Below are 18,237 nucleotides of genomic sequence, written 5' to 3' on the forward strand. Positions count from 1 at the left end.
ATGGGATTCAAATGCGGCATCGTCGGCCTGCCCAATGTGGGCAAGTCGACCCTGTTCAACGCGCTCACCGCCACGGCGGCCGCGCAGGCGGCGAACTATCCGTTCTGCACCATCGAGCCGAACGTCGGCGAGGTGGCGGTGCCGGATCCGCGCCTCGACGTCCTGGCCGGGATCGCCAAGTCGGGCGACATCATCCCGACCCGGCTCGCCTTCGTCGACATCGCCGGCCTGGTGCGCGGCGCCTCCAAGGGCGAGGGGCTCGGCAACCAGTTCCTCGCCAACATCCGCGAGGTCGACGCCATCGTCCACGTGGTGCGCTGCTTCGACGACGGCGACATCACGCATGTCGAGGGCCGCGTCGATCCGGTCGCCGACATCGACACCATCGAGACCGAGCTGATGCTCGCCGACCTCGACAGCCTGGAGAAGCGCGTCGTCGCCGCCGAGAAGAAGGCCAAGGGCGGCGACAAGGAGGCCAAGGAGCTGGTCGACCTGATGACCCGCGCCCTCGTGCTGCTGCGCGAGGGCAAGCCGGCGCGCTTCGTCGAGCGCAAGGCCGAGGATGAGAAGACGTTCCGCATGCTCGGCCTCCTGTCGTCCAAGCCGGTGCTCTACGTGTGCAACGTCGAGGAGGGATCGGCCGGCACCGGCAACGCCTATTCGAAGGCCGTCGAGGCGCGGGCCGCCGAGGAGGGCGCCGTCGCGGTGGTCATCTCGGCCCAGATCGAGGCCGAGATCGCCGTGCTGCCGGGCGAGGAGCGGGCCGAGTATCTGGCCGCCATCGGGCTCGAGGAGCCCGGCCTCAACCGGCTGATCCGGGCCGGCTACCAGCTCCTCGACCTGGTCACCTTCTTCACGGTCGGACCCAAGGAGGCGCGCGCCTGGACGATCACCCGCGGCACCCGGGCGCCGCAGGCGGCCGGCGTCATCCACACCGACTTCGAGCGCGGCTTCATCCGCTCCGAGACCATCGCCTACGACGACTACGTCACCTATGGCGGCGAGGCCGGCGCCCGCGACGTCGGCCGGCTGCGGCTGGAGGGCAAGGAGTACGTCGTCGCCGACGGCGACGTGCTGCACTTCCGCTTCGCCACGTGAGGTGCGCCTGCGCGGCGTCTCCGCGGCAGGTGGTCCATTGTGTTTCGATGCTGCAGCGCGCGCCGGGACCCTCTCCCCGCCGGGGAGAGGTGAAGCAAGAGTTCCGCGTCCCTACATCCGGCCGTTGTTGCGGATGGCGCCGAGGTGCTCGTTGATGCGGAAGACGATCAGCACGAACTCGGCCGAGATGCGCGCCACCACGATGCCGACGAAGGCGCCGAGCAGGCTGGCCAGCAGGGCGAACAGGCCGCCGAGGAGGCTCTGGCCCATCAGGGCCACCGCCGAGACCACGCCCGACAGGCCGAACAGGACCGACAGGCCGACAGCCAGCCAGTAGAACACCTTGATGATCGACGGGGTGATGAAACGGTCCCACTGGAAAAGGTCGGCGAACGAGAGCATCTGGGCCTCCTGGACGGACCGGGCCTCGCGCGAGGCCGGTGGGGCGAAATCGGCGACCCGGCGGCCCGCACGGGGCGAGCGGCCGGGAGCAGGCCCCGCCGCGCCCGCTCGCCCGCCGTTCTGGCGGGAAAATGTGGTGCGCTCGCGTCACCCCGGCCGCAGCGGGCCGGACTCCGGGCGGTCCGGCCGCGATCCTCCCCGGCGGGCCGCCGGCACGGTGAACGAACCGTTGACGGCCCGGACCCGGGCGATCGGCGACGCCGTCGGGCTCGTCGCGGTGCTGGTTCTGATCGCCGGAACGGCGCTGCTCACGGTTCCGCTCGCGGTGGCGCTGCGGCCGGCCCTGCCCAATCCGGCCGAATGAGCAATCCGTACGCAATCGAGGCTTGTGCACGGCGTGTCGGTTTCCTAACTACGGCTCAAGCAGGAGCCGCCGCCATGGACCAACTCAAGCTCGTCGCCCTCGATCGGGACGATCTGGAGATCGTCGCCACCCACCTCCAGGACGCCCATGTGACGGTGGGCGACATCCACTGGCGGCCGCAGGAGAAGCGGCTCGTCATGGGCCTCGACCGGTTCGACTGGGAGGGCGCCGTCTGCGAGGACGGCCACTACCGCCGCCGCCGCACCGCGCTGCGCTTCGACCGGGTGATGGCCTGCAAGTGCCGCAACCTGGAATGCCAGGCCAAGGACCGCCTCCTCAACCTGCTCACCATCGAGTTCGCCGAGACCGCCTCGCCGGGCGGCAGCGTCGTGCTGATCTTCTCGGGCGGCGGCGAGCTGCGGCTCGACGTGGAATGCCTCGAGGTGGAGCTTGCCGACCTCGGACCGGTATGGGATACGACCGCCTGTCCGGCGCACGTGGACCAGGCGAGCCCGGCCTGACGGCCGCATCCCGCTGATCCTTTCCGGCCCGCCAGGGCCGGGAAACCGACATGTCTCCCCGTCGCGCCCGCCGCGTCCTCGACTGCAGCCGGGCGGCAGCAGGGTCGGCGCGTCCGGCGCGCCAATGCGCGGCCCTCCCTCGCCCGACGGTTCCGCTGCGTCATGCCCGTCCGTCTCGACACCCGCGATCCCGATTTCGACAGCCGCTTCGCCGCCCTGCTGGGCGCCAAGCGCGAGGCGGCCGCCGACGTCGAGGCGGCGGTGCGGGCGATCGTCGACGACGTGCGGGCGCGCGGCGACGCCGCCCTGGTCGAGCTGACCGAGAAGTTCGACCGGCTGGAGCTGCCGGCCGGCGCCGCCGGACTGCGCGTCACGGCCGACGAGATCGCCGCCGCCGTCGCCGCCTGCCCGCCCGAGGACGTCGCCGCGCTGACGCTGGCGCGCGACCGCATCGAGGCCTATCACCGCCGCCAGATCCCCGCCGACCAGCGCTTCACCGACGCGCTCGGGGTCGAGCTCGGCTATCGCTGGACCCCGGTCGAGGCGGCCGGCCTCTACGTGCCGGGCGGCACCGCGGCCTATCCGTCCTCGGTGCTGATGAACGCCGTGCCGGCCAAGGTGGCGGGCGTGGCGCGCCTGGTGATGGTCGTGCCGGCGCCGGGCGGCAGGCTCGCGCCGCTGGTGCTGGCCGCCGCGCATCTCGCCGGCGTCGACGAGATCTACCGGGTCGGCGGCGCCCAGGCGGTGGCGGCGCTCGCCTGGGGGACGCAGACGATCGCGCCCGTGGACAAGATCGTCGGCCCCGGCAACGCCTATGTGGCGGCGGCCAAGCGCATCGTGTTCGGCAAGGTCGGCATCGACATGATCGCCGGCCCCTCCGAGGTGCTGATCGTCGCCGACGGCACCGCGAACCCCGAGTGGATCGCGGCCGATCTGCTGGCCCAGGCCGAGCACGACACCGCCGCGCAGTCGATCCTGATCACGACCGACGCCGCCCTCGCGGCCGCGGTGGAGAAGGCGGTCGAGTCGCAGCTCGCCACGCTGCCGCGCGAGACGATCGCCGGCGCCTCGTGGCGCGACCACGGCGCCGTGATCCTGGTGGAGACGCTCGACCGCGCCGTGGCGCTCGCCGACGCGGTGGCGGCCGAGCATCTCGAGCTCGCGGTGGCCGATCCGGAGCCGCTGGCGGCGCGGATCCGGCACGCCGGCGCGATCTTCGTCGGCGCCCACACGCCGGAGGCGATCGGCGACTACGTCGCCGGCTCCAACCACGTGCTGCCGACGGCGCGCTCGGCGCGCTTCTCGTCCGGCCTCGGCGTGCTCGACTTCATGAAGCGCACCTCGCTCCTGCGCTGCGGGCCGGACCAGCTCGCGGCGCTCGGCCCCGCCGCCGTGACGCTGGCGCGGGCCGAGGGCCTGGAGGCGCACGCCCGCTCGGTCGCGCTCCGCCTCGCCTCGACGGCCGGTGCCTCATGACGCGTCGCGGTCGCGAGGGGCGCGAGAGCCATCGCCTGTGCGAGGTGACGCTCGACCAGGACACCATCGGGCCCGGCAACCGCGACATCGAGCACGAGCGCACGATCGCGATCTACGACCTGCTCGAGGACAACCTGTTCGCGCCGGTCGGCCACGACGGCGGGCCGTACCGCCTGCATCTGCTGCTCTCCAACGACCGGCTGGTGTTCGACGTGCGCCGGCAGGACGGCGACCCGGTGGTCGCCCACTATCTCTCGCTCACGCCGTTCCGGCGCCTGGTCAAGGACTACTTCCTGATGTGCGAGAGCTATCACGACGCCATCCGCACCGCCTCGCCGAGCCAGATCGAGGCGATCGACATGGGCCGGCGCGGCCTGCACAACGAGGGCTCCGAGCTGCTCACCGAGCGGCTGAAGGACAAGATCGAGATCGACTTCGACACGGCGCGGCGTCTGTTCACGCTGATCACCGTGCTGCACTGGAAGGGGTGAGCGCGATGCCCCCCCCGGGCCCCGTCGGGCCGCCCGGTGCGGTGCTGTTCGTCTGCGCCTGGAATTCGGTGCGCTCGCCCATGGCGGCCGCGATGTTCCGCCAGTATTTCGGCCACAAGAGCTATGTCGGCTCGGCCGGCGTGCGCAAGGGCGAGCCCGATCCCTTCACGATCGCCGTGATGGACGAGGTCGGCCTCGACCTCTCGGGCCACAAGCCGATCACGTTCGAGGAGCTCGAGGATCTCGAGGGGCTCAACTTCGACCTGATCGTCACGCTGTCGCCGGAGGCACACCACCGCGCCCTCGAGGTGACGCGTACCCTCGCCGTCGACGTCGAGTACTGGCCGACCCACGACCCCGGCGCCGCCGAGGAGGGCAGCCGCGAGCAGCGCCTCGCCGCCTATCGCGAGATCCGCGACCAGCTGCTGGCGCGGATCGAGCAGCGTTTCGGACGCGGCGGCTTCGGGAGCTGAGGCAGGGCGCGCCGCTCTTTCTTTTCCCTCTCCCGCGAGGAGAGCTTTGCAGAATGCGTCATTCCGGGACGACGCGGAGCGTCGGACCCGGAATCCAGCCCAGAATGCCGAGTTCGGAGCTGGATTCCGGGTTCGCGCCTTCGGCGCGCCCCGGAATGACGGAGTCTGAAAAACCCGCGCGAGGGGAGAGGGTCGAGTCGGCAGCCGTTTCGGTCCTGATCACCTCGAAAACCCGAACAGTCTTCGCGAGGTCTCCGCGACCGCCGTCTGCTCCTCCGGCGTCAGCCAGGTCTGCAGCTCCCGGATGCCGTCCGCGTAGGTGCGGGTCGCCTCGTGCTGGGTGTGCGGCCAGTCGCTGCCCCACAGGAGGCGGCCGGGGCCGAGATGGTCGAGCAGGGCGCGCGCGTAGGGGGCGGCGTCGGCGCCGCCGCAGCGGTAGCTGCCGGAGATCTTCACGAACAGCGGCCCGTCGGGTCCGGCGGCGAGGACGCGGCGGAAGCCGGGATCGGCGACGCCGAGCGCGGGATCCGGGCGGCCGAAATGGTCGACCACCACGGGCGCGCCGAGCGGCACGATCGCGTCGAGGAGGCGCGGGAAGTCGCGGCCCTCCGCCTGGATCTCGATCTGCCAGCCGCGCGCCGCGATCCGCGTCAACAGCGCGGTCCAGTCCGGCGCCAGCACGGCGGAGCAGTCCCTGCCGAGCAGGTTGAGGCGGATGCCGACCACGCCGACGGCCGCATAGGCGTCGAGCGCCGGGTCGGTCACGCCGGGATCGACGACGACGATGCCGCGCAGCCGCTCCGGCGCCAGCGCCAGCGTCTCGACCAGATAGGCGTTGTCGGTGCCCAGGAAGGACGGCTGCACCACGACGATCTCGCGGACGCCGTGGCGCGCCGTGACGGCGAAGAGGTCCTCGGGCGGAAAGTCGCCGCTCGGCGAATGGCGGCGGCCGTCGGCGAGCGGCAGCGCGCGGGTGAAGACGTGGACGTGCGTGTCGACGATCGGAACGGAGGAGGCGGTCGGGGAGGGGGCCATGTGGTCGGTTGCCAGAGGGGCTCGGACGGTCTTATACTCCTCTAGAGGACTAGCTGACCAGCCCCCTCGCCGACCAGCGCCTGCCCGACAGACCTCGCCTGCCGAAGGGCCGCCATGCACGCCGCCGACGCCGCCACCGGATCCGACCAGCGCCTGCCGATCTACCAGCGCCTCAAGGACGCGCTCGCCGAGCGCATCCAGGACGGCGCCTGGAAGCCGGGCGAGGCGATCCCGGCGGAGAGCGATCTCGCCTCCGAGTTCGGGGTCGCGCTCGGCACCATGCGCAAGGCGATCGAGGGGCTGGTGCAGCAGGGCCTGCTGGAGCGCCGCCAGGGCCGCGGCACCTTCGTGCGCCGCGCCGACCTCGGCAACACGCTGTTCCGGTTCTTCCGCCACACCGGCAAGGGCGGCAAGGCGCTGGTGCCGACCCAGCGGCTGGTCGGCCGGCGCGAGGGCGCGGCCGGCCGCGACGCGGCGCGCGCGCTCGGCCTGACCGCGGACGATCCGGTGCTGTGGCTGAAGCGGCTGCGCCTGGTCGACGGCGAGCCGCTGGTGATCGACGAGATCGCCCTGCCGCTGCCGCGCTTCGAGGCGCTGGCGACGCTGCCGGCGGAGCGGTTCGAGGCGCTGCTCTATCCGCTCTACGAGCGCGAGCTCGGCATCACCATCGCGCGCGCCGCCGACCGCATCGCCTTCGGCCGCGCGACGGCCGCGGTCGCCCGGGCGCTCGGGATCTCGGCCGGCGATCCGGTGGTGGTGATCGACCGCACGGCGTTCGGCCTCGACGGGGCGCCGCTCGAATGGCGCCGCTCGCACGGGCCCGCCGACCGCTTCAGCTACGACGTCGAGATCAGGTGAGTTCAACGATCACAGGGAGAGACCAATGCTCAAAGGCATCCTCGGCGCGCTGGCGCTCGCATCGACCGCGCTGGTTCCGCTCACGGCGGTCGCGCAGGACTACCCCAGCCGTCCCGTCACCCTGATCGTCCCGGCGCCGCCCGGCGGCGGCACCGACGTGTTCGCCCGGCAGATCGCCGAGGCGGTCGAGCCGATCCTCAAGCAGAAGGTGATCGTCGACAACCGCGCCGGCGGCGGCGGCACGGTCGGCACCACCATGATCAGCGCGGCGAAGCCGGACGGCTACACGCTCGGCTTCGTGTGGAACTCGCCGCTGACCACCAGCCCGCACAGCCTGACCGTCGCCTACACGCCGGACAGCTACGCCAGCGTGATGTCGATCGGCTACTCGTCCTATGTGCTGTGCACGGCCCCCGACTTCCCGGCCGCGACCGGCAAGGAGCTGATCGACGCCGTCAAGGCGGCGCCCGGCAAGTACACCTACGGCAACGACGGGCTGGGCGGCACCATGCAGCTCGCCGCCGAGCGCATCTTCACCAAGGTCGGCGCCAAGGTGCGCCCGGTGCCGTTCGGCGGCGCCGGCGAGACGGCGCGCAACTTCCTCGGCGGCCACGTGACGTTCTACGGCGGCTCGCTGCCGCCGATCCTGCCGCACGCCGCGGCCGGCAAGGCGAAGTGCCTGCTGCTCACCTCGGCGGCCCGGAACCCGGCGCTGCCGCAGGCGGCCGGGCTCGACGACATCGGCCTGGGCAGCGAGGAGACCGTGCTGTGGTGGGGCCTCATCGCCCCGGCCAGGACGCCGCCCGAGGTGCTCGCCAAGCTCGAGAAGGCGTTCATGGAGGCCGCGTCGACCCCGGCCTTCAAGGCGACCATGGAGAAGCAGGGCGCCACCCAGCGCGTGCTCGGCGCCAAGGACACCGGCGCGCTGATCCGCAAGGAGCTCGCCGCGCTCGGCGAGGTCGCCAAGGCGATCGGCATCGAGCGGAAGGCGCAGTGATGGGGAGGAACCTCACGACCGTCATGGCCGGGCTTGTCCCGGCCATCCACGCTCTTCCAGGCGGCGCGGCATCAAAGGCGTGGATGCCCGGCACAAGGCCGGGCATGACGGCTCTGAATTCGAGTGCTCTCCCGTGGCCGGGCTGAGCCTGCCGCGCTGGGCCGGGGATGCGGCGGTCGGCGTGGCGCTTTCGGGCGCCGGGGTCGCGCTGGCGATCCTGGCGTGGCCGATCCCGCGCGGCAGCGTCGGCAATCCGGGGCCGGGCTTCATGCCGTTCGTCCTCGGCCTCGCGCTGGTCGGGCTCGGGCTCGCCTGCGCGGTGCGGGCGCTGCGCGAGCACGACGGCGCCGCCGTGGCGCTGGCGAGCCGCAAGACGGCCGTGTGTCTCCTGACGCTGCTCGCCGCCGCGCTGGCTTTCATCCCGCTCGGCTTCGTGCCGACCGTCGCCGTGATGCTGAGCATCCTGTTCGCGGTGCTGGCGGAGAAGCCGTGGTGGCGCGCCGTGCTCTACGGCTGCGGGGCGAGCCTCGCCCTCGACGCGGTGTTCGAGCGCGTCCTCGGCCTCGGCCTGCCGGCCGGGATCTGGCCGTTCTGATCTTCTCGCTCCGGTCATTCCGGGGCGCGGACCGCAGGTCCGCGAGCCCGGAATCCAGCCCCGGATGACCGAACCTGTCGCTGGATTCCGGGTTCGCGGGCGTTGCCCGCGCCCCGGAATGACGAGCAAAGCAAAACGGGAGCAGCGCCGTGGACTCGCTCGGATACCTGATGGACGGGTTCGCGGTCGCGTTCACGGCGCGCAACCTGCTCCTGTGCTTCGTCGGCTGCCTGTGGGGCACGGCGGTCGGCGTGCTGCCCGGGCTCGGCCCGCTCGCCGGCATGGCGCTGCTGCTGCCGCTCACCTTCAAGCTCGATCCGGCCGGCGCCGTGATCATGCTGGCCGGCATCTTCAACGGCGCCATGTATGGCGGCTCGACCACCTCGATCCTGATGCGCATCCCGGGCGAGGCGGCCTCGGTGGTCACCTGCATCGACGGCTACGAGATGGCCAAGCGCGGCCGCGCCGGCGCGGCGCTGACGCTCTCAGCGGTCGGCAGCTTCGTCGGCGGCACCATCTCGATCGTCGGCCTGATGGCGGTCGGCCCGCTGCTCGCCGACGCCATGCTGTCGGTCGGCCCGGCGGCCGAGTTCGTGCTCATGCTCACCGCGCTGCTGGTGGTGAGTGTGGTGTCCAGCTCGCCGCCCGTGAAGACGCTCGCCATGATCGTGCTCGGTCTGGCGCTCGGCACGGTCGGCATGGACCAGCTCACCGCCTGGCCGCGCTTCACCTTCGGCTCGCTGGATCTCACCGACGGGCTCAACTTCGTCGCCCTGTCGATCGGCCTGTTCGGCGTCTCCGAGATCCTGCTCAATCTCGACGAGGCGACGCCCGCGGTGCCGAAGGCGCCGCGGCTGCGCGAGATGCTGCCGACGGCCCAGGAGATCCGCGAGGCGGCGCCGGCGGTGCTGCGCGGCTCCGGCGTCGGCTTCCTGTTCGGCCTGGTGCCGGGCGTCTCCCACATCATCTCGACCTTCGTGTCCTACGCGATCGAGAAGAAGATCTCGAAGACCCCGGAAAAGTTCGGGCACGGCGCGGTGGCCGGCGTCGCCGGGCCGGAGACGGCAAACAACGCCACCACGGGCGCCTCGATGATCCCGCTGCTGGTGCTCGGCATCCCGGCCATCCCGGCGACGGCGATCCTGCTGTCGGCGCTGCTGATCCACGGCGTGCAGCCGGGGCCGCTGCTGATGAGCGAGCACCCGCAGGTGTTCTGGGGGCTGATCGCCAGCCTCTATCTGGGCAACGCCATCCTGGTGATCCTCAACCTGCCGCTGGTGAGCATCTTCGTGTCGCTGCTGCGCACCCCGATGGGCGTGCTGGCGCCGCTGGTGCTGGTCGTCTGCCTGATCGGCGTCTACTCGCTCAAGGCGTCGCCGCTGGACCTCGCGATCCTGGTGGCGGCCGGCGTCGGCGGCTATCTGCTGCGCAAGTTCTCCTACGACGTCGCGCCGCTCCTCCTCGCCTTCGTGCTCGGCGACCGCATGGAGCTGTCGTTCCGCCGGGCGCTCACCATCTCGGACGGCGACTGGTGGGTGTTCGTGCAGGGGCCGGCGGCGCGGGTGTTCCTCGTCGTGCTGGCGCTGATCGGCGGCCTGCAGCTCGCCGCCATGCTGCTCGGCTGGCGGCGGACCGGGGCGGCGGCGCCCTGAGGCGCGGTCATTTCATCGTTCGTCACCCCGCGGCGCGGACCCCTCGGGTCCGCGAGCCCGCGATCCATACGCCCGGCGAGAGTGGCTCACGACAGACAGGGGTTATGGGGCCCGGGCCCGGGCTCGGCGCTGACGCGCCGCCCCGGGACGACCGGGGGCATTCAACGGAATCCGCGTTTCGCGGGGACGAGCGGAGGTCCGCCGGTTGTCGTTCCGGCCCGTTTCGGCTAGGGTCCGCGCCCGTCCTGTGGCGTCGAACGAAGGCCTGACCTTCGCCCGTGGCCCCCGCGCGGCCCGGTGCGATCACTGGGTTGCGAATGACGAAAGAGGAACTGCTGGAGTTTCCCGGCGTCGTGTCGGAGCTGCTGCCGAACGCGACCTTCCGCGTCAAGCTCGAGAACGGTCATGAGATCATCGCCCACACGGCCGGCCGCATGCGCAAGAACCGCATCCGCGTCCTCGCCGGCGACAAGGTGCTGGTCGAGATGACCCCGTACGATCTCACCAAGGGCCGGATCACCTATCGCTTCAAATGATCGCCGCGGCCGCCCCTGACCGGGCCGGCGCTCACCAACCCCGCGGAACCCGCGACGGTCCGGCCTGCCGGACGGCGGGCTTCCCTGTGCTCCCCCCGGGGAGCGGACCGAACAGCTCCCGGACGGGAGTGGAAACGAAATCAAAACCGCGATGATGGGCCGTCCCAAGCTCGTGCTCGCCTCCGGGTCGCCCCGGCGGCTCACCCTTCTCAACCAGGCCGGAATCGAACCGGACGCGCTGCGGCCCGCCGAGGTCGACGAGACGCCGAAGCGCGGCGAGCTGCCGCGCGCCTGCGCCAACCGGCTCGCGCGCCAGAAGGCCGAGGTGGCGCTCGCCGCCGTCAAGGCCGACGACGATCTGCGCGGGGCGTTCATCGTCGCCGCCGACACGGTGGTGTCGGTCGGACGGCGGATCCTCCCCAAGGCCGAGCTGCTCGACGAGGCCGCCCAGTGCCTGCGGCTGCTCTCCGGCCGCAACCACCGGGTCTACACCTCGGTCTGCGTGGTGACGCCCAAGGAGGCGATCCGCCAGCGCGTGGTGGAGACGCGGGTGCGCTTCAAGCGCCTCGCCCCGGAGGACATCGAGGCCTATCTCGCGTCGGGCGAGTGGCGCGGCAAGGCCGGCGGCTATGCCGTGCAGGGGCTGGCCGGCAGCTTCGTGGTCAAGATCGTCGGCTCCTACTCCTCGGTGGTCGGCCTGCCGCTCTACGAGACGACGTCGCTGCTCGCCGGCGAGGGCTTCCCCATCCGCCACGGCTGGCTGAACCCGACCAACCCGATGCCGGCGTGAGGCGGGCTGCCACGCTTTCACCTCTCCCCGCCGTGCGGGGAGAGGTCGGATTGCGCGCCGTAGGCGCGGAATCCGGGTGAGGGGGCGTCGCCGCGAGTCTCTGCGCCGGGGAGATGCCCCCTCATCCGACTCGCCGCTGCGCGCCGAGCCACCTTCTTGTCGCGCGAGAGCGCGACCTCGCGCGCGGGAAGGCGGGGAGAAGGATCCCGGGCGCCAGGCCCGGTTTTCGCGGCTCTCGCTCTCCCGTTCCGTCGCCCTTATCCCTATCTTTCCGCCCATGCCCTCGCTCGCTCCCGGACGACCCTGCGCCATCTGCGGCAAGCCGGCCGTTGACACGTTCCGGCCGTTCTGCTCGCAGCGGTGCAAGAACGTCGATCTCCACCGCTGGCTGTCCGGCCGCTACGCCGTGCCGGCCGTCGAGGCCGAGGAGGACGAGCTCGGCCTCGCCGAGCCCGAGGAGGCGCCGCCGCCGCGCCGCCGCGGCCCGCTGGACGGGGCCTGACCGGCGACCGGCCGATCGGCCTTGTCTGCCCTCTCCCCTCGCGGGAGAGGGGGCCCGAGCGAAGCTCGGGCGGGTGAGGGGGCGTGCCGCAAGCTCGGAGCCCGTGGAGGCCCCCCTCACCCATCTCGCCGCTATGCGGCGAGCCACCCTCTCCCGCGAGGGGAGAGGGTTCGAAACGGTTCGGAACGGCACACGCGCCGGGCCGTGGCCGCGCGCCGCCCCGCGCTCTTCCATCCCCGTCGATTCTGGGCTAAGGGTCGCCCGCCCCGGCGGACCGCGCACGGGCAGGCGACAAACCGGTCGAGTTCGCAAAGGCGGCGCGTCCACGACGCCTTTTTTTGTGCCCAGACCTAGCCGCGAAGACCCCTGATGCCCAAACGCACCGACATCTCCTCGATCCTGATCATCGGCGCGGGACCGATCGTGATCGGCCAGGCGTGCGAGTTCGACTACTCCGGCACCCAGGCCTGCAAGGCGCTGCGCGAGGAGGGCTACCGGGTCGTCCTGGTCAACTCCAATCCGGCCACCATCATGACCGACCCGGAGATGGCCGACGCGACCTATGTCGAGCCGATCACCCCGGAGATCGTCGCCAAGATCATCGAGAAGGAGCGGCGGGAGCGCCCGGACGACAAGCTCGCGCTGCTGCCGACCATGGGCGGCCAGACGGCGCTGAACACGGCGCTGTCGCTGCGCAAGATGGGCGTGCTCGACAAGTTCGGCGTGACCATGATCGGCGCCACCGCCGAGGCGATCGACAAGGCCGAGGACCGCGAGCTGTTCCGCGAGGCGATGAAGAAGATCGGCCTCGACATCCCGAAGTCGTATCTCGCCAACGCCTCCGAGCTGAAGCAGGCCGACCGGCAGAAGTATCTGGACGCGCTCGCTCAGATCGACGCCGGCAAGGAGCGCGACACCGAGAAGGCCGCGAAGCGGGCGAAGTTCGAGCACGAATGGGCGGCCGGCGAGGAGGAGCGCCGCAAGCGCTACGTGCACGGCGCGCTCGGCGAGGCGCTGCTGGCGCTCGCCGAGATCGGCCTGCCGGCGATCATCCGGCCGAGCTTCACGCTGGCCGGCACCGGCGGCGGAATCGCCTACGACCTCGACGAGTTCATCGAGATCGTGCGGGGCGGCCTCGACGCCTCGCCGACCAACGAGGTGCTCATCGAGGAGAGCGTGCTCGGCTGGAAAGAGTTCGAGATGGAGGTCGTTCGCGACAGGAACGACAACTGCATCATCGTCTGCTCGATCGAGAACCTCGACCCGATGGGCGTCCACACCGGCGACTCGATCACCGTGGCGCCGGCCCTGACGCTCACCGACAAAGAGTATCAGGTGATGCGCGACGCCTCGATCGCGGTGCTGCGCGAGATCGGGGTGGAGACCGGCGGCTCCAACGTGCAGTTCGCCGTCGACCCGAAGAGCGGGCGCCTCGTCGTCATCGAGATGAACCCGCGCGTGTCGCGCTCGTCGGCGCTGGCCTCGAAGGCGACCGGCTTCCCGATCGCCAAGGTCGCAGCCAAGCTCGCGGTCGGCTACACGCTCGACGAGATCGCCAACGACATCACGGGCGGCGCCACGCCGGCCTCGTTCGAGCCGACCATCGACTACGTCGTCACCAAGATCCCGCGCTTCGCGTTCGAGAAGTTCCCGGGCGCCGAGCCGCTGCTCACCACCTCGATGAAGTCGGTGGGCGAGGCGATGGCGATCGGCCGCTCGTTCCAGGAATCGCTGCAGAAGGCGCTGCGCTCGCTGGAGACCGGCCTGACCGGGCTCGACGAGATCGCCATCGAGGGCATCGGCGAGGGCGACGACAAGAACGCCATCCGGGCGGCGCTCGGCCGGCCGACGCCGGACCGGCTGCTGAAGGTGGCGCAGGCCATGCGGCTCGGCGCCACCGACGAGGAGATCTTCCGCTCCTGCAGCATCGACCCGTGGTTCCTGGCGGAGATCCGCGGCATCGTCGAGACCGAGGCCGAGATTCGCGCCAAGGGCCTGCCGCAGAGCGCCGGCGCGCTGCGCCGCCTCAAGGCGATGGGCTTCTCCGACGCCCGTCTCGGCGCCCTGACGGGACTCACCGCCGACGAGGTGACGAAGCGGCGGCGCGGGCTCGGCGTGCGGCCCGTCTACAAGCGCATCGACACCTGCGCGGCCGAGTTCGACGCGCCGACCGCCTACATGTACTCGACCTACGAGGCGCCGTTCGCCGGCCTGCCGGCCGACGAGGCGGAGCCGTCCGACCGGCGGAAGGTGGTGATCCTGGGCGGCGGCCCGAACCGGATCGGGCAGGGCATCGAGTTCGACTACTGCTGCTGCCACGCCTGCTTCGCGCTGTCGGACGCCGGCTACGAGACCATCATGGTCAACTGCAATCCGGAGACCGTGTCGACCGACTACGACACCTCGGATCGCCTCTATTTCGAGCCGCTGACCGCCGAGGACGTGCTGGAGATCATCGCCACCGAGCAGACCGCCGGCACCCTGCACGGCGTCATCGTGCAGTTCGGCGGCCAGACGCCGCTCAAGCTCGCCGCGGCGCTGGAGGCGGCGCGGGTGCCGATCCTCGGCACCTCGCCGGACGCCATCGACCTCGCCGAGGACCGCGACCGCTTCAAGCGCCTGCTCGACAAGCTGCAGCTGCGCCAGCCGAAGAACGGCATCGCCTACTCGGTGGAGCAGAGCCGCCTGGTCGCCGGCGAGCTGGGCCTGCCCTTCGTGGTGCGCCCGAGCTACGTGCTGGGCGGACGCGCCATGGCGATCATCCGCAACCAGGAGCAGTTCGACGACTACCTGCTCGGCACCCTGCCGAGCCTGGTGCCGTCCGACGTCAAGGCCCGCTACCCGAACGACAAGACCGGCCAGATCAACACGGTGCTGGGCAAGAACCCGCTCCTGTTCGACCGCTACCTGTCGGACGCCATCGAGATCGACGTCGACTGCCTCTGCGACGGCAAGGACACGTTCATCGCCGGCATCATGCAGCACATCGAGGAGGCCGGCGTGCATTCGGGCGACTCGGCCTGCTCGCTGCCGCCCTACTCGCTGCCGGCCGAGACCATCGCCGAGCTCGAGCGGCAGACCCGGGCGATGGCGCTGGCGCTCCAGGTCGGCGGCCTGATGAACGTCCAGTACGCCCTCAAGGACGGCGAGATCTACGTGCTCGAGGTGAACCCGCGGGCGTCCCGCACGGTGCCGTTCGTCGCCAAGGTGATCGGCCTGCCGGTCGCCAAGATCGCCTCCCGCATCATGGCGGGCGAGAGCCTGGCGAGCTTCGCCCTCGCGCCGCCGGTGCTGCACCATGTCGGCGTCAAGGAGGCGGTGTTCCCGTTCGCCCGCTTCCCCGGCGTCGACACGCTGCTCGGCCCGGAGATGCGCTCGACCGGCGAGGTGATGGGCATCGACCGGTCCTACGAGATCGCCTTCGCCAAGAGCCAGATCGGCGGCGGCACCCGCCTGCCGCGCGCCGGCACCGTGTTCGTGGCGGTGCGGGACAGCGACAAGGCGCGCATCCTCGACTCGGTGAAGCTGTTGTCGGATCTCGGATTCCGGGTCATCGCCACGGGCGGGACGCAGCGCTTCCTGCAGGAGCACGGGGTGCCGGCCGAGAAGGTCAACAAGGTGCTGGAGGGCCGGCCCCACATCGTCGACGCGATCAAGAACGGCGACGTCCAGCTGGTGTTCAATACAACCAGCGGTACGCGCGCAATCTCGGACTCGCGTTCCTTGCGGCGTGCGGCCCTCTTGCATAAGGTCCCGTACTACACCACTCTTTCCGGGGCCGTCGCGGCGGCGCTCGGCATCAAGGCCTATCTCGCGGGCGACCTCGAGGTGCGCACCCTGCAGAGCTATTTCTCCGAACGCGCCCATTAGAGGACGCGGCCGGGGGACATAGGCCACGGGCTGGACAGACTTCCGAACGGTTGCGTGCCGGGTGACCCCGGCCCGCGATCGAGTTTTTTTCTGTCGGAGAGGAACCGATGGACAAGATACCAATGACGGCTGCCGGCTATGCTGCGCTCGAGACCGAGCTGCGGCACTGCCAGCAGGTCGAGCGACCCCGGATCATTCAGCAGATCACCGAAGCGCGCTCCCACGGCGATCTCTCGGAGAACGCCGAGTATCACGCCGCCAAGGAGTCGCAGTCGCTCAACGAGGGCCGCATCGCGGAGCTCGAGGACAAGCTCGCGCGCGCCGAGGTGATCGACGTCTCCAAGCTGTCGGGCGACACCATCAAGTTCGGTGCCACCGTCACGCTGATCGACGAGGACACCGAGAAGAAGCACGTCTGGCAGATCGTCGGCGAGCCCGAGGCGGACGCCAAGGCGGGCCGCATCTCGATCGCGTCGCCGCTCGCCCGGGCGCTCGTCGGCAAGAAGAAGGGCAGCCAGGTCGAGGTGGTGACGCCCGGCGGCGCCAAGGCCTACGAGATCCTCGAGGTCGTGTTCCGCTGACATCGTCGCCGTGACGGGCCGGCGGCCATGGTCGCCGGCGCGTCGCGATCCTTCCCGACGACGTCCCCCTCGCCGCGATCATCGCATCCGGACCCGATCGCGCGGGGACGTCGGCTCGCGGCCGGTCGGGCCGCAGTGGAGCTGCCCCGCATGACTGGCGCATCGAATCCCGTCGCACCCGCATCCCGCATCGTGATCGCGGTCTCGGCCGGCGAACTGGTCGACAAGGTGACGATCCTGGAGATCAAGTCCGAGCGCATCGGCGATCCCGCCAAGCTCGCCAACATCCGGCACGAGCTTTCGGTGCTCACGGCCTCGCTCGCCCCGCTGCTCGCCGCGCATCCCGGCGTCGCGCCCCTCAAGGCGGCGCTGCGGTCCGTCAACGAGAGCCTGTGGCAGATCGAGGACGACATCCGCGACTGCGAGCGCCACGGCGATTTCGGCGAAGCCTTCGTCGCGCTCGCCCGCGCCGTCTACCGCACCAACGACCGCCGCGCCGGGCTCAAGCGCGAGATCGACACCCTGGTCGGCTCGGAGCTGACCGAGGAAAAGTCCTACGCGGCGTATTGAGTCGAGAGCTGATCACGTCGCGGTCATTCCGGGGCGGGCCGAAGGCCCGAACCCGGAATCCAGCGACGATCTCCGAGTTCTCGGCTGGAGTCCGGGTTCGGCGCCGTGCGCCGCCCCGGAATGACCACCAGATCAGCCGGCCGTCGTCGCCGTCCGCCCCAGCAGGCGGTCGAGGCCGGCCAGCGCCGCGTCGACCGGGATGTCCTCCATGGTCTCGCCGCCGAAGTCCTGCGCCCGGACGATCTCGCCGCGCCGGGTGAACGGCGCCCAGCGCCCGACGTCGGTCGGCCCGAACAGGCTGACCAGCGGCGTGCCGATGGTCGCCATCAGATGGCCGATGCCGTTGTCGTTGGCGACGACGGCGGCGAGGCGCTCGCCGACCGCGATGGCGAGCTCGAGCCGCACGAGGCCGAGGGCCGGGTCGACCGGCTCGACCTCCGGCATCAGGGCGCCCGGCGCCTCGGCCCGGATGCGTTCGATCAGCGCCTGCTCCTGCGGACCGATCAGGAACACCGGCACATGGCCGCGGGCGAAAAGCGCGCCGGCGAGCGCGACCCAGCGGTCGACCGGCCAGTTCTTGCGCGCCTCGCGGCTGCCCGGCGCGAGCCCCACATAGGACGGCCCTTCGGGCAGGCGGGCCGCGGCGAGCCCGCGCGCCGCGTCGGAGATGTCGAGGCGCCCCTCCCAGTCGGCCGGGCCGCCGATCGCGGCCTCGGCGAGGCTCAGCATGCGGGCCGCGATGCCGCGCGGCCGGCCGAAGCGTCCGGGCGGACGGCGCGACGAGAACAGGTAGCCGGGCAGGCAGCAGTAGAAGCCGCGGTGCTCGAGGAACAGCCGCGCCAGCAGCACGGTGAGGCCGCGGGTGCGCGAATCGAACACCATCTCGAACGGCGGCAGCGCGCGCAGCCGCCCGATCACGTCGATCGGGGGGCGGGTCAGCGCGGCATTCTCGATCACGTGAGCGAGCAGCGGCCGCACGAAGGGCGCCAGCTCGTGCGCCATCGACGTCTGGTGGCTGGAGATCCACCACACCGGCCGGCCCGGAAAGGCCCGGGTGATCGCCCGCAGGAACGGCAGCTTGAGGAGCGAATCGCCGAGCCCCTCGCGGTCGACGATGACGGCGATGGGGCGGAGATCGGAGGCCGGCGCTGCGGAGGCGGGTGCTTCGGAAGAGGGGGCAGGGGACACGGAAGGGCTCATGATGCCGAAGATGGTTTACGGCCGAGCGGCCCGCTCCGAACCCTCTCCCCTCGTGGGAGAGGGTGGTTCCTCGCGAAGCGAGGAACCGGGTGAGGGGGCGCTCCACACACTCTGAATTCGCGGGACGGGGGGGCGCCCCCCCCCCCCCCCCCCGCGCCCGCCCCCCCCCCCCCGCGGGGGGGGGGGGGGCGCCCGCCCGCCCGGCGCGGTCAAAACCACCAACAAC

At 71.4% G+C, this 18,237-nt stretch carries 19 protein-coding genes; 16 read left to right on the plus strand and 3 right to left on the minus strand.

All coding sequences use genetic code 11. The features are described 5' to 3' along the window. Positions 1 to 1,098: a redox-regulated ATPase YchF gene (ychF, locus tag J2S22_RS27175; protein ID WP_272779983.1), complete on the plus strand. Its 1,098-nt coding sequence runs from the start codon at positions 1 to 3 to the stop codon at positions 1,096 to 1,098. A 111-nt stretch (positions 1,099 to 1,209) separates the two neighbouring features. On the opposite strand, the gene J2S22_RS27180 is transcribed toward ychF, so the two are convergent. Next, positions 1,210 to 1,500, minus strand: coding sequence for a DUF4282 domain-containing protein (locus J2S22_RS27180; protein ID WP_272779984.1), 291 nt, complete (start codon positions 1,498 to 1,500; stop codon positions 1,210 to 1,212). Between the two features lie 229 nt (positions 1,501 to 1,729). Between J2S22_RS27180 and J2S22_RS27185 the strand changes: the two genes are divergently transcribed. The 5 genes from J2S22_RS27185 to J2S22_RS27205 all read left to right on the plus strand — a co-directional run bounded on the left by J2S22_RS27185 (position 1,730) and on the right by J2S22_RS27205 (position 4,825). Then, positions 1,730 to 1,864 (plus strand): hypothetical protein, encoded by a 135-nt coding sequence (locus J2S22_RS27185; RefSeq protein WP_272779985.1) that lies wholly within the window; start codon positions 1,730 to 1,732, stop codon positions 1,862 to 1,864. 74 nt (positions 1,865 to 1,938) lie between these two features. After that, entirely contained in the window at positions 1,939 to 2,385 is a 447-nt protein-coding gene (locus J2S22_RS27190; RefSeq protein WP_272779986.1) for a DUF2948 family protein, read from the plus strand. Between the two features lie 162 nt (positions 2,386 to 2,547). After that, complete coding sequence (hisD, locus tag J2S22_RS27195) at positions 2,548 to 3,861, plus strand: histidinol dehydrogenase (protein ID WP_272779987.1); 1,314 nt, start codon at positions 2,548 to 2,550, stop codon at positions 3,859 to 3,861. Next, positions 3,858 to 4,352, plus strand: a complete 495-nt coding sequence (locus J2S22_RS27200) for a UPF0262 family protein (RefSeq protein ID WP_272779988.1) — start codon at positions 3,858 to 3,860, stop codon at positions 4,350 to 4,352. The genes hisD and J2S22_RS27200 overlap by 4 nt, the downstream gene beginning before the upstream one ends. A 5-nt stretch (positions 4,353 to 4,357) precedes the next feature. Further along, positions 4,358 to 4,825, plus strand: a complete 468-nt coding sequence (locus J2S22_RS27205; protein ID WP_272779989.1) for an arsenate-mycothiol transferase ArsC — start codon at positions 4,358 to 4,360, stop codon at positions 4,823 to 4,825. Positions 4,826 to 5,044: 219 nt separating this feature from the next. Here the strand turns inward: J2S22_RS27205 and J2S22_RS27210 are convergent, their stop codons facing one another. Further along, positions 5,045 to 5,860 carry an amidohydrolase family protein gene (locus J2S22_RS27210; RefSeq protein ID WP_272779990.1) on the minus strand — a complete coding sequence of 272 codons (816 nt, stop codon included), beginning with the start codon at positions 5,858 to 5,860 and terminating at the stop codon, positions 5,045 to 5,047. Positions 5,861 to 5,974: 114 nt separating this feature from the next. On the opposite strand from J2S22_RS27210, the gene J2S22_RS27215 reads away from it, so the two are divergent. The 10 genes from J2S22_RS27215 to J2S22_RS27260 all read left to right on the plus strand — a co-directional run bounded on the left by J2S22_RS27215 (position 5,975) and on the right by J2S22_RS27260 (position 16,811). Beyond that, on the plus strand, positions 5,975 to 6,718 hold the full coding sequence (locus J2S22_RS27215; protein ID WP_272779991.1) for a GntR family transcriptional regulator: 744 nt from the start codon (positions 5,975 to 5,977) through the stop codon (positions 6,716 to 6,718). Positions 6,719 to 6,743: 25 nt separating this feature from the next. After that, positions 6,744 to 7,715 carry a Bug family tripartite tricarboxylate transporter substrate binding protein gene (locus J2S22_RS27220; protein ID WP_272779992.1) on the plus strand — a complete coding sequence of 324 codons (972 nt, stop codon included), beginning with the start codon at positions 6,744 to 6,746 and terminating at the stop codon, positions 7,713 to 7,715. Positions 7,716 to 7,848: 133 nt separating this feature from the next. After that, positions 7,849 to 8,310: a tripartite tricarboxylate transporter TctB family protein gene (locus tag J2S22_RS27225; RefSeq protein WP_272779993.1), complete on the plus strand. Its 462-nt coding sequence runs from the start codon at positions 7,849 to 7,851 to the stop codon at positions 8,308 to 8,310. A 149-nt stretch (positions 8,311 to 8,459) separates the two neighbouring features. After that, entirely contained in the window at positions 8,460 to 9,962 is a 1,503-nt protein-coding gene (locus J2S22_RS27230; RefSeq protein WP_272779994.1) for a tripartite tricarboxylate transporter permease, read from the plus strand. A gap of 317 nt (positions 9,963 to 10,279) precedes the next feature. Next, positions 10,280 to 10,498 carry a translation initiation factor IF-1 gene (gene infA, locus J2S22_RS27235; protein ID WP_272779995.1) on the plus strand — a complete coding sequence of 73 codons (219 nt, stop codon included), beginning with the start codon at positions 10,280 to 10,282 and terminating at the stop codon, positions 10,496 to 10,498. A 151-nt stretch (positions 10,499 to 10,649) separates the two neighbouring features. Beyond that, positions 10,650 to 11,288, plus strand: a complete 639-nt coding sequence (locus J2S22_RS27240; protein ID WP_272779996.1) for a Maf-like protein — start codon at positions 10,650 to 10,652, stop codon at positions 11,286 to 11,288. Between the two features lie 277 nt (positions 11,289 to 11,565). Next, positions 11,566 to 11,790 (plus strand): DNA gyrase inhibitor YacG, encoded by a 225-nt coding sequence (gene yacG / locus J2S22_RS27245; protein WP_272779997.1) that lies wholly within the window; start codon positions 11,566 to 11,568, stop codon positions 11,788 to 11,790. 369 nt (positions 11,791 to 12,159) lie between these two features. Further along, the gene (carB, locus tag J2S22_RS27250; RefSeq protein ID WP_272779998.1) at positions 12,160 to 15,660 is read left to right on the plus strand and encodes a carbamoyl-phosphate synthase large subunit; all 3,501 of its coding nucleotides are present in this window, start codon (positions 12,160 to 12,162) and stop codon (positions 15,658 to 15,660) included. Positions 15,661 to 15,767: 107 nt separating this feature from the next. After that, positions 15,768 to 16,241, plus strand: a complete 474-nt coding sequence (gene greA, locus J2S22_RS27255) for a transcription elongation factor GreA (protein ID WP_272779999.1) — start codon at positions 15,768 to 15,770, stop codon at positions 16,239 to 16,241. 150 nt (positions 16,242 to 16,391) lie between these two features. Continuing rightward, entirely contained in the window at positions 16,392 to 16,811 is a 420-nt protein-coding gene (locus J2S22_RS27260; protein WP_272780000.1) for a DUF6165 family protein, read from the plus strand. A gap of 132 nt (positions 16,812 to 16,943) precedes the next feature. Here the strand turns inward: J2S22_RS27260 and J2S22_RS27265 are convergent, their stop codons facing one another. Then, positions 16,944 to 17,999 carry a glycosyltransferase family 9 protein gene (locus J2S22_RS27265; protein WP_272780001.1) on the minus strand — a complete coding sequence of 352 codons (1,056 nt, stop codon included), beginning with the start codon at positions 17,997 to 17,999 and terminating at the stop codon, positions 16,944 to 16,946. Positions 18,000 to 18,237 lie beyond the last annotated feature (238 nt).

The organism is Rhodoplanes tepidamans (assembly GCF_030813915.1).
In the GTDB taxonomy this organism is placed as follows: Bacteria; Pseudomonadota; Alphaproteobacteria; order Rhizobiales; family Xanthobacteraceae; genus Rhodoplanes; species Rhodoplanes tepidamans.